15 protein-coding genes are annotated in these 14,774 nt (G+C 73.2%); 8 read left to right on the plus strand and 7 right to left on the minus strand.

The features are described from left to right. The first annotated feature begins 34 nt into the window (after positions 1-34). The 4 genes from AAG589_RS20555 to AAG589_RS20570 are packed head-to-tail and all read left to right on the plus strand — an operon-like array spanning position 35 to position 5,525. Positions 35-1,678 (plus strand): ABC transporter substrate-binding protein, encoded by a 1,644-nt coding sequence (locus AAG589_RS20555; RefSeq protein ID WP_430569155.1) that lies wholly within the window; start codon positions 35-37, stop codon positions 1,676-1,678. Between the two features lie 21 nt (positions 1,679-1,699). After that, complete coding sequence (locus AAG589_RS20560; protein ID WP_430569156.1) at positions 1,700-2,743, plus strand: ABC transporter permease; 1,044 nt, start codon at positions 1,700-1,702, stop codon at positions 2,741-2,743. Next, entirely contained in the window at positions 2,743-3,843 is a 1,101-nt protein-coding gene (locus tag AAG589_RS20565) for an ABC transporter permease (protein WP_430569157.1), read from the plus strand. Before AAG589_RS20560 ends, AAG589_RS20565 begins: the two co-directional genes overlap by 1 nt. Beyond that, positions 3,840-5,525 (plus strand): ABC transporter ATP-binding protein, encoded by a 1,686-nt coding sequence (locus AAG589_RS20570; RefSeq protein WP_430569158.1) that lies wholly within the window; start codon positions 3,840-3,842, stop codon positions 5,523-5,525. Before AAG589_RS20565 ends, AAG589_RS20570 begins: the two co-directional genes overlap by 4 nt. Before the next feature lie 102 nt (positions 5,526-5,627). On the opposite strand, the gene AAG589_RS20575 is transcribed toward AAG589_RS20570, so the two are convergent. From AAG589_RS20575 to AAG589_RS20585, 3 genes are all read right to left on the minus strand, one after another. Next, positions 5,628-6,461, minus strand: a complete 834-nt coding sequence (locus AAG589_RS20575; protein ID WP_430569227.1) for a CPBP family intramembrane glutamic endopeptidase — start codon at positions 6,459-6,461, stop codon at positions 5,628-5,630. Positions 6,462-6,524: 63 nt separating this feature from the next. Further along, a complete protein-coding gene (locus tag AAG589_RS20580) occupies positions 6,525-6,761 on the minus strand; it encodes a hypothetical protein (protein WP_430569159.1) in 237 nt (78 codons plus the stop codon). Positions 6,762-6,820: 59 nt separating this feature from the next. Continuing rightward, positions 6,821-7,765, minus strand: a complete 945-nt coding sequence (locus AAG589_RS20585; protein WP_430569160.1) for an SPFH domain-containing protein — start codon at positions 7,763-7,765, stop codon at positions 6,821-6,823. Between the two features lie 147 nt (positions 7,766-7,912). Here AAG589_RS20585 and AAG589_RS20590 point away from each other — a divergent pair, with 147 nt between their 5' ends. Genes AAG589_RS20590 through AAG589_RS20605 form a run of 4 tightly spaced genes read left to right on the plus strand, consistent with a single transcriptional unit; the run spans position 7,913 to position 10,611 of the window. Next, positions 7,913-8,584, plus strand: a complete 672-nt coding sequence (locus AAG589_RS20590) for a hypothetical protein (RefSeq protein ID WP_430569161.1) — start codon at positions 7,913-7,915, stop codon at positions 8,582-8,584. After that, a complete protein-coding gene (locus AAG589_RS20595) occupies positions 8,577-8,879 on the plus strand; it encodes a transcriptional regulator (protein WP_430569162.1) in 303 nt (100 codons plus the stop codon). The genes AAG589_RS20590 and AAG589_RS20595 overlap by 8 nt, the downstream gene beginning before the upstream one ends. Continuing rightward, positions 8,876-9,823 (plus strand): ABC transporter ATP-binding protein, encoded by a 948-nt coding sequence (locus tag AAG589_RS20600; RefSeq protein WP_430569163.1) that lies wholly within the window; start codon positions 8,876-8,878, stop codon positions 9,821-9,823. The genes AAG589_RS20595 and AAG589_RS20600 overlap by 4 nt, the downstream gene beginning before the upstream one ends. After that, a complete protein-coding gene (locus AAG589_RS20605; RefSeq protein WP_430569164.1) occupies positions 9,820-10,611 on the plus strand; it encodes an ABC transporter permease in 792 nt (263 codons plus the stop codon). The genes AAG589_RS20600 and AAG589_RS20605 overlap by 4 nt, the downstream gene beginning before the upstream one ends. Before the next feature lie 87 nt (positions 10,612-10,698). Here AAG589_RS20605 and AAG589_RS20610 read toward each other — a convergent pair whose 3' ends face one another. The 4 genes from AAG589_RS20610 to AAG589_RS20625 form a co-directional block, all read right to left on the minus strand. After that, positions 10,699-13,347, minus strand: coding sequence for a heavy metal translocating P-type ATPase (locus AAG589_RS20610; RefSeq protein WP_430569165.1), 2,649 nt, complete (start codon positions 13,345-13,347; stop codon positions 10,699-10,701). Positions 13,348-13,543: 196 nt separating this feature from the next. After that, positions 13,544-13,921, minus strand: a complete 378-nt coding sequence (locus tag AAG589_RS20615; protein WP_430569166.1) for a heavy-metal-associated domain-containing protein — start codon at positions 13,919-13,921, stop codon at positions 13,544-13,546. 35 nt (positions 13,922-13,956) lie between these two features. Further along, positions 13,957-14,298 (minus strand): metal-sensitive transcriptional regulator, encoded by a 342-nt coding sequence (locus AAG589_RS20620; protein ID WP_430569167.1) that lies wholly within the window; start codon positions 14,296-14,298, stop codon positions 13,957-13,959. 58 nt (positions 14,299-14,356) lie between these two features. Next, positions 14,357-14,749, minus strand: coding sequence for a VOC family protein (locus AAG589_RS20625; protein WP_430569168.1), 393 nt, complete (start codon positions 14,747-14,749; stop codon positions 14,357-14,359). Between the last annotated feature and the right edge of the window lie 25 nt (positions 14,750-14,774).

The following is a 14,774-nucleotide window of genomic DNA, read 5'->3' on the forward strand; positions in this document are numbered from 1 at the left end:
GCCGCGGCCGGCCTGGACGAAGGGGACCACGACCATGAGTGCCATCAGAGGCTCGCGACGCCTGCTCGCAGGAGCTGCAGGAACGGCAGCGCTCGCGCTGGTGCTGACCGCGTGCGGCGGCGGTTCCGGCGGCAGCGGTGACGGTGACGGGGGCGGGAGTGCCGAGTCCCTGATCGTCGGCACCACGGACAAGGTCACGTCGCTCGACCCGGCCGGGGCGTACGACAACGGCTCGCTCACGGTCGCGCTCCAGGTCTACCCGTTCCTGATGAACAACCCGTACGGCAGCTCCGACGTGAAGCCCGACATCGCGGAGTCGGCGGAGTTCACCTCGCCCACCGAGTACACGGTCAAGATCAAGCCGGGGCTGAAGTGGGCCAACGGGCACGACCTCACGTCGTCCGACGTGAAGTTCTCGTTCGACCGCGTGCTCAAGATCAAGGCCGACAACGGTCCGTGGTCGCTGCTCGCGAACCTCGACAGCGTGGAGACGCCGGACGACACCACCGCCGTCTTCCACCTCAAGAACCCGGACGACCAGACGTTCCCGCAGGTCCTGTCGACCAGCGCGGGCCCCATCGTCGACGAGGAGGTGTTCTCGCCCGACGAGCTCACCCCCGACCAGGAGATCGTGGACGCGAACGCCTTCGCCGGCCAGTACACGATCACCGGCTACAAGCTCAACGAGCTGGTGAGCTACGAGGCGTACGACGGGTACCAGGGCCTCAACGGCCCCGCCAAGACGCCCAAGATCAACGTCAAGTACTTCACCGACGCCTCCAACCTCAAGCTCGAGGTGCAAGACGGTTCGGTCGACGTCGCCTTCCGCTCGCTGTCGCCCACCGACATCGAGGACCTCGGCAAGGACGACAGCGTCCAGGTCGTCAAGGGCCCGGGCGGCGAGATCCGCTACATCACGTTCAACTTCAACACGCAGCCGTACGGCACGAAGCAGCCGGACGCCGACCCGAAGAAGGCGCTCGCGGTGCGGCAGGCCGTCGCGGACCTCATCGACCGCCAGGCGATCGCCGATCAGGTCTACAAGGGCACCTACAGCCCGTTGTACTCCTTCGTGCCCGACGGCCTGACCGGCGCCACGCAGCCGCTCAAGGAGCTGTACGGCGACGGCCAGGGCGGACCTGACGCCGCCAAGGCGAAGAAGACGCTCGAGGACGCCGGGGTCACCACCCCGGTCGAGCTCGACCTGCAGTACTCGAACGACCACTACGGCCCGTCGTCGGGCGACGAGTACGCGCTCCTCAAGGACCAGCTCGAGTCCGACGGCCTGTTCAAGGTCAACCTCCAGACCACGGAGTGGGTGCAGTACTCGAAGGACCGCGTGGAGGACAAGTACCCGGCCTACCAGCTCGGCTGGTTCCCGGACTACTCCGACGCGGACAACTACCTCACGCCGTTCTTCGCCGAGGGCAACTTCCTCGACAACAACTACTCCAACCCGGCCGTCGACAAGCTGATCAAGCAGCAGACGTCGACGGCGGACGCCGACGAGCGCACCCAGCTCATCGAGCAGATCCAGGCGGACGAGGCGAAGGACCTCTCGACCGTCCCGTACCTGCAGGGCGACCAGATCGCGATCGCGGGCAAGGACGTCACGGGCGTCAAGGACACCTTGGACGCGTCGTTCAAGTTCCGCTACGCCGCGCTGGCCAAGGGCTGAGGGACGGGCTGAGCTCTTCTCGTGGCTGCACGTAGCACGGCAGGGAGCGCACTGGGGCGGTACGTCCTGGTGCGCTTCCTGCTCATCATCCCCACCGTGTTCATCCTGGTCACCGCGGTCTTCGCGCTCATGCGCGCGACGGGTGACCCCATCACGGCCGCACAGGGCGGCAAGCTGCCGCCCGACCAGCTCGCCGAGCTGATCCACGCGGCCGGCTACGACCGTCCGATCCTGGTGCAGTACTGGGACTTCCTGACGGGCATCTTCACCGGCGACTTCGGCACCACGATCAGCGACGGCCGGCCGGTCACCGAGGTGCTCACGACCTACGGCGCGGCCACCCTGGAGCTGGCGTTCTACGCGATCCTCGTCGCGCTCGTGCTCGGCGTCCCGTTCGGCATGATCAGCGGCTACTTCCGCGACCGGCTGCCCGACGCCGTCCTCCGCATCCTCGCGATCCTCGCGTACGCGACCCCGGTGTTCTTCGCCGGCCTCATCCTCAAGCTCGTGTTCTCCGTGTGGCTGGGCTGGTTCCCGGTCGCGGGGCGCGTGTCCACGGACGGGGAGATCGCGATGCAGCTCGCCGGGGCGGACTCCGGCTTCATGCTGGTCGACGCGTTCCGGACGGGGGACCCGGAGGTCGTCCTCGACGTGCTGTCGCACGCGTTCCTGCCGGCGCTCGCGCTCGGCCTGCTCACGGCCGGCGTGTTCCTGCGGCTGGTGCGCACCAACATGATCGGCACGCTCGGCGCCGGCTACATCGACGCGGCGCGCTCGCGGGGCGTCACGGAGAGCCGTCTCGTGCGCAAGCACGCGTGGCGGCCGGCGCTCATCCCGATCATCACCGTGGCCGGCATGCAGGTCGCGATGCTGCTCGTGGGCGCGGTGCTCACCGAGACCACGTTCGAGTGGCGCGGCCTCGGCTTCCAGCTGTCGGAGTACCTGCAGGCGCGCGACTTCGTCGCCGTGCAGGGGATCGTCGTGCTGATGGCCGTGGTCGTGGCGGTGACGAACTTCCTCGTGGACGTCATCGCCGCCCTGATCGACCCGAGGGTGAGGTACTGATGACCAGCGGAGAGATCACGAGCGTCGGCACCGCCGGCGCGGCCCCGGAGCACGTGGACGGCCGGTGGGCCCGGTTCAAGAAGCTGCCCGTGGTGCACCAGGTGCGCCAGAGCGTCGGGCTGCAGCGCGGGATGCTCGTCGCGGGCCTCGTGCTCACCGCCGTGTTCGTGCTCGTGGCGGTCCTCGCGCCGCTGCTGGCCCCGTACGGCTGGTCCCAGCTGCGCGACCTCGACGGCGCGTTCGGCGCCCAGATGCCGCCCAGCGCCGAGCACTGGTTCGGCACCACCGTCGGCGGCTACGACGTGCTGTCCCGGGTGATCTGGGGCGCTCGCACGGCGCTGCTGGTGGTGCTGGTCGCGGTGCTGTCGTCGATCGTCGTCGGCGTGCTGCTCGGCCTCGTGTCGGGGTACTTCGGCGGCTGGCTCGACCGCGTGCTCGTGGTGGTGGCGGACGCGATCTACGCGTTCCCGTCGCTGCTGCTCGCGATCCTGCTCGCCATCGTCATCTCGGGTGGGCAGTCGAGCATGTGGGGCGGCATCTTCGCCGCCGCCCTGTCGATCACGGTGGTGTTCGTGCCGCAGTACTTCCGGGTGGTGCGGGCCGAGGTGGTGCGCATCAAGGCGGAGGCGTTCGTCGACTCGGCGCGCGTGCTCGGCACCGGGCACTGGCGCATCATGACCCGCCACGTGCTGCGCAACTCCACGCGCACGCTGCCGCTGATCGTCACGCTCAACGCGTCCGAGGCGATCCTCACGCTCGCCGGGCTCGGCTTCCTCGGCTTCGGCATCGAGCCGACGGCGGCCGCGGAGTGGGGCTACGACCTGCAGCGCTCCCTCGCCGACGTCACGTCCGGCATCTGGTGGACGGCGCTGTTCCCGGGCCTCGCCATCGTCCTCGCGGCGATGGGCATGACCCTCATGGGCGAGTCGCTGAACGACCTGGCCGACCCGCGCCTGCGCTCCCGGGCCCGCTCGGGCCAGGTGTCCGGTGCCGTCGCGGCGACCTCCACCCCGCTGGTCGAGCCTGTCGAGACCCAGGTTTCGACAGGCTCGACCAGCGGAGACGACGAGACCCAGAACCCGAAGGGAGGCGACGCATGAGCGCCGTCGCGTCGATCACCGATCTCGAGGTCTCGTTCGCCACGGACGCCGGCCCGGTGCGGGCCGTCGACGGCGTGAGCCTCGACGTCCAGCCCGGCGAGGTGCTCGCCGTCGTCGGCGAGTCCGGCTCCGGCAAGACCGTCACGGCCAAGACCATCCTCGGCCTGCTGCCGGAGACGGCGACCACGAGCGGCGCCGTGGTCCTCACGGGGCGCGACGGCGCGACGACCGACGTCGTGAACGTCTCCGCCGCGAAGCTGCGGCAGGTGCGCGGCCGCGACGTGGCGATGGTGTTCCAGGAGCCCTCCAGCGTGCTCAACCCCGTGTACACGGTGGGCTGGCAGATCGCCGAGGGCATCCGCGCGCACGGCGACGTGTCGAGGAAGGAGGCGCGGCGCCGCGCGATCGAGGTGCTCGGCACGGTCGGCATCCCCGACCCGACCCGCCGGGTGGACCACTACCCGCACCAGTTCTCGGGCGGGCAGAAGCAGCGCATCGTCATCGCGATGGCGCTGGTGCTGGGGCCGAGCCTCATCGTCGCGGACGAGCCGACGACGGCGCTGGACGTCACCGTGCAGGCCGAGATCCTCGACCTGCTGCGCCACCTGCGCGACGAGACGGGCACCGCCATCGTGCTCATCACGCACAACATGGGCGTGGTGGCCGACCTGGCCGACCGTGTCGCCGTGATGTACCAGGGCAAGCTGGTGGAGCAGGCGCCCGTGCGCGACCTGTTCGCGCACCCGCAGGCCGACTACACGAAGGCGCTGCTCCAGGCCGTGCCGCGCGTCGGGGAGGGCACCGCCCGCGCCGTCGACCGGGCGGTCGCCCGCCCCGAGGGGTGGGAGTCGTCGGAGCCGGTGGTCCGGGCCGAGGGGCTGACCATCACGTACCCGGGCCGGTTCCGGCAGCCGGCGTTCACCGCGGTGGACGGCGTGGACCTCGCGATCCGCCCCGGCGAGGTGCTGGGGCTGGTGGGGGAGTCGGGCTCGGGCAAGACGACGATCGCCCGCGCGATCGCCGGCCTGACCCCGGTGAGCGACGGCTCGCTGCGGGTGCTCGGCACGGAGATGCGCGGCGCCAAGGGTCGCGACCTCAAGGCGATGCGCCCGCGGCTGGGGTTCGTGTTCCAGGACCCGGCCACGTCGTTCAACCCGCTGCTGACCATCGCCGAGTGCGTGGCCGAGCCGCTGGTGGTGCACGGCCGGGCCCGGACGCCGGAGGCCGCGCGCGGCCGTGTCGACGAGCTGCTCGAGGCGGTGCAGCTGCCGCGCAGCTACGGCGACCGCTTCCCGCACGAGCTGTCCGGCGGGCAGCGGCAGCGCGCGTCGCTGGCGCGCGGCCTGGCGCTCGACCCGGAGCTCCTCGTCGCGGACGAGCCGACGTCGGCGCTCGACGTCTCCGTGCAGGCGCGCGTGCTGGAGCTCTTCGCCGAGCTGCAGAAGGAGCTGGGCTTCGCGTGCCTGTTCGTGTCGCACGACCTGGCCGTCGTGGACCTCCTGGCCGACCGGATCGCGGTGCTCTACCGCGGGCAGCTGGTCGAGGAGGGCACCGGCGAGCAGGTGCTCGGCGCGCCCCGCGAGACGTACACCAAGCAGCTGCTGGCCTCGCTGCCCGTGCCCGACCCGGAGGAGCAGGCCGCGCACCGCGAGGGGCTCCGCGCCCTGCGGCAGCCGAGGTAGCGGTCCCCGTTCGCTGGTTGAGCCTGTCGAAACCCGCCCTCGCTGGTTGAGCTTGTCGAAACCCGGTACTGGGTTTCGACAAGCTCAACCAGCGGAGGCCGGTCAGAGCCCGAGCGCGTCCTTCCACTCCTGCGGCAGGAGCGCGTAGCCGACGAAGGCGACGACGTCGAGCAGGGTGTGCGCGATGACGAGCGGTACCACGCGCTGCCGGCCCCAGCGGCTGGTGTAGAACCACGAGAACACCAGGCCCATCACGACGTTGCCGAAGAACGGCCCGATGCCCTGGTACAGGTGGTACGACCCGCGCAGCAGCGAGCTCCACACCACGAACCACAGGCGGGACCAGCCGAGGTCGCGGGTGCGCTCGTGCAGGTAGGCGACGGCCACGACCTCCTCGAGCAGCCCGTTCTGGAGCGCGGCGAGCACGAGCACCGGCACCGTCCACCAGTGCTCGTTCAGGGCGCTGGCCTGCACCTGGACCGTGATGCCGAGCAGGCGGCCGAGGGCGTAGAACGCGAGCCCGGGGATGCCGATGGCGGCGGCCAGGCCGAAGCCCCACGCGACGTCGCGCCCGGGGCGTGCGTCCTCGAGACCCCAGTCGAGGCCGATCCGCCGGCGGGTGCCGCGCCAGGTGGCGCCGGCCCGGCCGCTCAGCAGGTAGAGCGCCAGGGCGACGGGCACCAGGGCGAAGACGATGCCCAGCAGCTGGTAGGTGAGGTCGAGCAGCGAGCGGTCGGACTGGCTGGCGTTGAGCGTCGCGGTCTGGTCCGCGAGCCGGGTCTCGGCCGTGAGCCGCGCGACGATGTTGACCAGCGCGTACACGCCGCTCTGCCCCAGGCTGAGGCCCAGGACGATCCAGACCTCGGCGGTGGTGCGGCGCCGGGCGGCGGGCGTGGTGGCGGGCGCGACGGGCTTCGGGAGCGCGGGGGACGGCACAGCGGTCACCGGCCCAGGGTAGGGCGGCTGCCCTGCGCCGGCTCCCAGACGGCGGTCAGGTCCTCAGGCGTCGTTCGCGGGACGGCCGGGACGCCGGGCGGGCGGCGCGTCGCGCGGCAGCCGCCCGGCGTCCTTGAGCGCCCGGCGCAGCAGCAGGTCGATCTGGGCGTTGACGCTGCGCAGGTCGTCGGCGGCCCAGCGGGCGACGGCGTCGTGGATCGCCGGGTCGAGGCGCAGCAGCACCTGCTTGCGGGCGGGCCGTGGGGCTCGGGCGGGACGCCCGGGACCTTCAGGACGCACGGCGCCCGGGGACGCCGCGTCGTCCCCGGGCTCGTCCCCTGTCGCAGGGGCGACGGGCGTCACTGGTACAGCGATCCCGCGTTGACGACGGGCGTGGCACGACTCTCGCCGCACAGCACCACCAGCAGGTTCGACACCATCGTGGCGCGGCGTTCGTCGTCGAGCGTGACGACGCCCTCCGACTCGAGGCGGTTCAGCGCGTCCTCGACCATCGACACGGCGCCCTCGACGATGCGCGACCGGGCGGCGATGATCGCGCCCGCCTGCTGGCGCTGCAGCATGGCCTGGGCGATCTCGGGCGCGTACGCCAGGTTGGAGATGCGCGCCTCGACGACCTCGACGCCGGCCACGGTCACCCGCGCCGCGACCTCCGCGGCGATCTCCTCCGACACGAGCTCCGTGGCGCCGCGCAGCGACTCGACGCCGTCCCCGCCGTCGTACGGGTGTGACATGGCGACGTGCCGCAGCGCCGACTCGGCCTGCACGGAGACGAAGTCGTCGTAGTCCTCGACGGCGAAGCTCGCCCGGGCGGTGTCGGCCACCTGCCAGACGACGATCGCGGCGATGTTGATCGGGTTGCCGTCGGCGTCGTTGACCTTGAGCTCGCTGGTCTCGAAGTTGCGGACCCGCACGGAGACGCGGCGCCGGGTGGACAGCGGCACCGTGAGCACCAGGCCGGTGCGGCGGACCGTGCCCAGGTACCGACCGAAGAGCTGGACGACGAGGGTCTGCCCCGGGCTGATGACGCCGATGCCGGTGAACAGCAGGAAGCCGACCACGATCAGCACCACCCCGACCGGGACGGCCACGCCGTTGCCCGAGGCCGCGGCGAGGATGCCGCCCAGGACCAGGGCGACGCTCACGACCACGGCGAGCACGGCACCGCCGGCGCCGAGGGACCAGGCCGCCCGCTCCGCGACGTCGACGCGGGTGCCGTCGTGGCCGACGGGGCGGCCGGCCGGAGGCCCGCCGGTGGTGGTCTGCGGGGGAGTGCTGTCGCTCATCGGGTGCTCCTGGGTCGGGGTGGCGGGACCGCGTCCCGCGCGATGCGATAGCAAAGTGATATCACATTTTTGGGGGTTGTGGACTGCGCGACGAGCTGCAATGATCGACAAACCAGTTTGCGCCGCAAAGTTCACCGTGAGGAACCGATGACCGACCACCCTGACCGCCCCGGCGACGACGACCCCGGGCTGGCCGCCGCCGACTCCCTGCGGCTCATCCGCGAGCAGCAGGACCGTGCCCGCGCGGCCCTCGGGCCGGACGGCCGCGCGCTCTACGGCGTGTGGGGCGTCGCGTGGCTGGCCGGCTACCTGGTGCTGTGGTCCAGCGTGCAGGGGCGGGAGCAGCCGGAGGCCTGGGCGTTCTGGGTCTTCGCGGGAGCGATCGCCGCGGCCGTGGTGTTCACGATGGTGCACACCCTCAGCCGGACGGCGGGCACGCGCGGCGTCTCCGCCCGCACCGGCGCGATGTACGGCTGGTCCTGGATGCTCGGCTTCCTCACGTTCGGCGTGTTCCTCGGCGGCCTCGCGCGGACCGGCGCGGACACCGAGGTGATGGCGCTGGCCAGCAACGGCGGCGCATGCCTCGTCGTCGGGCTGATCTACCTGGGCGGCGCGACGGCGTTCGGCGAGCGCAACCTCTTCGTCCTCGGCGCGTGGATCCTGCTGGTGGCGGGGGCGGCGACGCTCGTCGGGCTGCCGGGCACCTACCTCGTGATGGCGCTCGCGGGCGGCGGCGGGTTCCTCGTCATGGCGGCCGTCGAGCACCCGCGCGTCGTGCGCGCGCGGCGCCGCGCGGCCGCGGAGGTGGGCCGTGGCTGACGCCCTCGACCCGGTCATCCACGCCCCCGCACGGCTGCGCGTCGTCGCGACGCTCGCCGCGCTCGACACGGGCGACGAGCTGAGCTTCCCCAGGCTGCAGAAGCTGCTCGACATGACCGCCGGCAACCTGTCCACCCACCTGCGCAAGCTCGAGGACGCGGGCTACGTCCGCGTCACCAAGACCCACGAGGGTCGCACCCCTGCGACCTACCTCGCGCTCACCCCGACGGGGCGGCGCGCCTTCGAGGACTACCAAGAGGCCCTCAGCGGCCTGCTGAGAGGAGCCGGATCATGACCCGCACCCGACCGCCGGAGCGCGCCCCTGCCCGGGCCGACGCCGCGCCAGCCCCCGTGCCCACCCCCGCCGTCGTCGCCGTGCGCGGCGTCACCCGACGGTTCGGCGACGTCGTCGCGCTCGACGACGTCTCGCTCGACGTCGGGCCCGGTGAGCTGGTGGGCCTGCTCGGGCCCAACGGGGCCGGCAAGTCCACGCTGCTGTCCCTCGTCAGCGGCCAGCGTCGCCCCGACGCGGGCACGGTGCGACTGCTGGGCGGCGACCCGCGCGACGCCGCCAGCCGCGCCGGCCTCGGCATCACCCCGCAGGAGACGGGGCTGCCGGCCACGCTGCGCGTGCGCGAGGTGGTCGACTTCGTCGGCGGGCACTTCGCCGACCCGGTGCCCACCGGCGAGCTGCTGGAGCAGTTCGGGCTCGCCGACCTCGCGCGACGCCAGACGGGCGCGCTGTCCGGCGGGCAGAAGCGGCGGCTCGCCGTCGCGCTGTCGCTCGTGGGGCGGCCGCGCGTCGTCCTGCTCGACGAGCCGACCACCGGCCTCGACGTCGGCGCGCGCCAGGCGCTGTGGGACGCGATCCGCGCCTACCACGCGGGCGGCGGCACCGTGCTGCTCACCAGCCACTACCTCGAGGAGGTGCAGGCGCTGGCGCAGCGCGTCGTCGTCATCGACCGCGGCGTGGTCCGCGCGGACGACACGCTCGAGGCGATCCTGCAGCGCGTGGGGCTGCGCCGGGTGGCGGTGCGGGCGACGGCGGACCTCGCCGCGTGGCGCGGCGTCGTGCGCGCCGAGCGCCTGGACGACGGCACCCAGGAGCTGTACACGGCGGACGCCGACGAGCTCGTCCGGTCGCTGGTGCGCGACGACGTGGACTTCCACGACCTCCGGATCCGGGGCGCGAGCCTGGAGGAGGCCTTCGAGGAGATGGTGATGGAGGCGGCACGATGAGCGCGACGACGATCCCCGCCCGGGCCGGGGCGGCCCCCGGGCCGCTGCGGCTGACCTGGCTGCACCTGCGCTACCAGTTCCTCGAGACGGTGCGCGTGCCGATCGCGGTGCTGGGCAACATGCTGTTCCCCGCGCTGGCGATGTTCTTCTTCGTGGTGCCGCAGCGCGACGTCGCGAACGACCCGCTGTGGTCGACGATGTCCGTGGCGAGCCTGGGCCTGTTCGCCGTCTGCTCCGCCAGCCTGTTCACCTACGGGCTGGGCGTGGCGGAGGACCGGCAGCTCCCGTTCGACCCGTTCCTGCGCTCCCTGCCCGCCGGCCCCGGCCCGCGGATGGTCGCGCGGATCGGCAACGGCGCGATCTTCGCGCTGTTCGGGCTGGTGCCGCTCATCCTCATCGGCTGGCTGTTCACCGCCGCGACCGTGACGTTCGGGCAGCTCCTCGCCGGGGTGGGCACCATCCTGCTGGTCTCCGTGCCGTTCGTGCTGCTCGGCATGGCCGTGGGGTACTCCCTGTCCGCGAAGGCCGCGCTACCGGTGGTGCAGGCGGTGCTGTTCCCGCTGGCGTTCGCGGGCGGGCTCTTCCTGCCGCCGCAGGCGTTCCCGTCGTGGCTGGACGCGATCTCGCAGGCCACGCCCACGCGGGCCGGTCGTGACCTGCTGGTCCAGGCCCTCACCGGCGAGCCGGCGTACGGGCTGGCGTGGGTGGTGCTCCTCGGCTGGACGGCGCTCTTCGCTGCCCTGGCCGTGTGGGCCTACCGCCGCGACGAGGGCCGACGCTTCCGCTGACCGAGCCGACCCCGATGTGTTGTGAGCGGGCGTTTGGCCCTGTTTCGCGACCGAAACAGGGCCAAACGCCCGCTCACAACGTCTCGGTCAGCCGGCGCGGCGCAGGCGCAGCGAGTTGCCGACGACGATGACGGACGACGCGGCCATGGCCGCCCCCGCGATCATCGGGTTGAGCAGCCCCGCCGCGGCGAGCGGGATCGCCGCCACGTTGTAGGCGAACGCCCAGAACAGGTTCTGCTTGACCACCCGCAGCGTGCCGCGGGACAGGCGGACCGCCGCGGGGGCGGCGCGCAGGTCGCCGCGCACCAGCGTGATGTCGCTCGCCTCGATCGCGACGTCGGTGCCGGTGCCCATCGCGAGGCCGAGGTCCGCGGTGGCGAGCGCGGCGGCGTCGTTCACGCCGTCGCCGACCATCGCGACGACCCGCCCCTCGCCCTGCAGGCGGGCGACGACGGCGGCCTTGTCCTGCGGCAGCACGCGGGCGACGACGTCCTCCTCCGCGATGCCGACCTCCCGGGCGGCGACACGGGCGGCGCCCTCGCCGTCGCCGGTGAGCAGCACGGGCCGCAGGCCCAGGTCGCGCAGCTCGCGCACGGCCTCGGCGGAGGTCGTCTTGACCGGGTCGCGCAGCACGACCACGCCGCGGGCGGCGCCGTCCCACGCGACGACGACGGCGCTCGCGCCGGTGGCCTCGGCGTCCGTGAACGCGGTGGCGAGGTCGCCGTCGAACGCGACGCCCTGGCCGGCCAGCCACGACGGCTGCCCGACGAGCACGCGGCGCGCGTTCAGCCCACCGTCGACGGCGAGACCGCTGACGCCTGAGTGCGCGCGCCGCACGACCGCCTCGACGCCGCCGCCCGGCGTCGCGCGGAAGTCGAACGCCTGCAGCGCGCCGATCCCGACGCCGTCGGCCCCCGTCCCGGTCCCGCCCGAGCTGTCAGGGCCAGGACCCACAGAACCTGCTCGTGGCCCTGATAACTCGCGTGCGGCGGCGGCCACCGCGTGGGCGATCGGGTGCTCGCTGAGCGACTCGACGGCGCCGGCGTGGGCGAGCACCTCCCGCTCCCGCGAGTTGTCAGGGCCAGGACCATCAGAACCTGCTCGTGGTCCTGACAGGTCGGGGACGAGCACGCGCTCCACCTGCATGCGGCCCTCGGTGACGGTGCCGGTCTTGTCGAGCACGACGGTGTCGACGCGGCGGGTGGACTCGAGGATCTCCGGCCCCTTGATGAGGATGCCGAGCTGCGCGCCGCGGCCGGTGCCGACCAGCAGCGCGGTGGGCGTGGCGAGGCCGAGCGCGCACGGGCACGCGATGATCAGCACCGCGACGGCGGCGGTGAACGCCATCTGCAGGTCCGCCCCGGCCAGCAGCCAGCCCACCAGGGTGAGCACGGACAGCCCGATGACGATCGGCACGAAGACGGCGGAGATGCGGTCGGCGAGCCGGGCCACGGGGGCCTTGCCGGTCTGCGCCTGCGACACGAGCCGCCCGATCTGCGCGAGCGTCGTCTCCTCGCCCACGCGGGTGGCGCGCACCAGCAGGTGGCCGGACGTGTTGACCGTCGCGCCGGTGACGACGTCCCCGGGGCCGACGTCGACCGGCACCGGCTCGCCGGTGAGCAGCGACGTGTCGACGGCGCTCGCCCCCTCGACCACCTCGCCGTCGGTCGCGACCTTCTCGCCCGGCCGCACGACGAACACGTCGCCGACGGCGAGGTCCGCGACGGGCACGCGCTCGGTGACGCGCCCTCCGTCGGGCTCGGTCAGGGGCGTGCCGTCCGCGGCGAGCCGCACCCGTTCGGCGTCCTTGGCGCCCAGCTCCAGCAGCGAGCGCAGGGCGTCGCCGGCGCGGCGGCGCGAGCGGTGCTCGGCGTACCGGCCGGCGAGGAGGAAGGTCGTGACGACGGCCGCGACCTCGAAGTACAGCTCGGGCGTGCCGCCGGACTCCGACGGGATCAGCGACGGCCGCATCGTCATGCCGAGCTCGCCCGCGCCGCCGAGCGTGAGCGCCCACAGCGACCACAGCGTCGCGGCGGCGACCCCGAGCGAGACGAGCGTGTCCATCGTGGACGCGCCGTGCCGGGCCGCCCGTGCCGCCGCGGTGTGGAACGGCCACGCGCCCCACGTCACGACCGGCAGCGCGGCGGCGGCGACCACCCACTGCCAGCCGGTGAACTGCAGCGCCGGGATCATCGACAGCGCCACCACCGGCACGCTGAGCACCGCGGACGCGATGAGCCGGCGGCGCAGGTCGGCGCCCCGGGCGTCACCGCCGCCGGATGGGCTGGTCGACACCCGGGGGCCGCTGGTTGAGCCTGTCGACACCCGGGGGCCGCTGGTTGAGCTTGTCGAAACCCGGTCCGTGGTCTCGACAGGCTCGACCGGCGGGGTGGTGGTCTCGACAGGCTCGACCGGCGGGGTGGTGGTCTCGACAGGCTCGACCAGCGGAGAGGGCGCGACGTCGCGGCGCGCGGTGACGCGGGCGCCGTAGCCGGCCTTCTCGACGGCCCCGACCAGGTCGGCGTCGTCGACGGGCGCGGTGAGCTCGACGTGCGCGCTCTCGAGCGGCAGGTTCACGGTGGCGGTGACGCCGTCGACGCGGTTGAGCCGCTTCTCGACGCGCGCCACGCACGACGCGCAGGTCATGCCCTCGATGGCGAGGTCGACCTCGAGGATCGGCGGCGCGGCCGGGGCGGGTCCTGCCGGGGTGACCGGCGAGGACGTGGGGGTGCTCATGAGGGTGACTCCCTGAGGTGCTGGGTGGAGGTCACCCGCGACGACCCGGGGCGGCGGGGTCGCGGTGGGGGCGCCGCGTCGGTGGACGACGGCGCGGCGCGGAGGGCCTGGGTCGCGGCGGCCCGGGTCGGTCGAGAGGCCGGGCGGGCGACGGTTCGGCAGGCGGTCCGCGGGGTGTGGCTGGGGAGCCGTGGACTCAGGCGCGCGGCGGCACGGCCAGGTCGTAGGTCTTCTGCGCGGGCGCGTCGGCCCCGGCTGCCGCGTCGGCGCCGCAGCCGCAGGCGCAGTTGTGCGCCTCCTGACGGGCGGGCGCCTGCGCGGCCTGCTGGGCGGCGAGCGCGTCGGACTGGACGGCGACGGTGGCGACGTCGTACCCGGCCTCGTCGACGGCCTCGCGCAGCGCGGCCTCGTCGAGCGGGGCGTCGGAGAAGACGGCGACGTCGGACGTGCCGCCGGCGCGCAGCTCGACGCTCACGTCGACGACGCCGGGGACGGCCGAGAGGTCCTTCGTCACGTGCGCGACGCAGTTGCCGCAGGTCATGCCGGTGACGCCCAGGGTGGTGACGGTGCTCATGCGTGCTCCTTGAGAGTGGGTCAGCAACGGGTGGTTCAGCTACGGACGAGGCGGCCGATGGCGTCGGCGGCCTCCTTGACCTTTGCGGCGCCCTCGGCCTCGGACTGCCGGGCGGCGTCGACGACGCAGTGGCCCAGGTGGTCCTCGACGAGGCCGATGGAGACCGCCTGCAGGGCCTTGGTCACCGCGGACACCTGGGTGAGGATGTCGATGCAGTACACGTCCTCGTCGATCATGCGCGCGATGCCGCGCACCTGTCCCTCGATGCGGCGCATGCGCTTGAGGTACGCCTCCTTGTCGGAGGCGTAGCCGTGCGGGCCGTCGTGCTGGTGGCTGTCCGCCGCGGTGGCGGCGACGGGCGCGGTCGTGTCGGTCATGGCTCCACCATACCCCTAGGGGGTACGACGTCAACCCTTCCGAGGAGTCGGGTGCGTCTCAGCGCACCTCCTTGACGAGGGCCTCGACGTTGTTGCCGTCGGGGTCGCTGACGAACGCCGTGTAGGCGCGGTACTCCGGCCAGAACCGCGGCGCGTGGCGCGACGTGCCGCCGGCCGCGACGGCCGCGCGGTGGAAGGCGTCGACGGCGGCGCGGTCGGCGGCCTCGAAGGCCAGGTGGAGGCCGCGGGTCACGTCGGTGGGACGCGGCGCCGTCTCGAGCGACAGGCTCGGGGTGTCGCGCCCGGGGACCCAGTATTCCGCGGTGACGTCCGTGCGGTAGCCGGGCTCGACGCCGAGGGTGGCGAGCGCCGCGGTGTAGAAGCGCTCGCTCGCGGCGAAGTCGCCGGCGAACACGCCGAGATGGTGGAACAGGTGAGCGGCGGCGGCCATGGACCCAGGGTAGGAGCCGCGCGGG

The organism is Isoptericola sp. F-RaC21, assembly GCF_038593535.1.
Taxonomy (GTDB): domain Bacteria; phylum Actinomycetota; class Actinomycetes; order Actinomycetales; family Cellulomonadaceae; genus Isoptericola.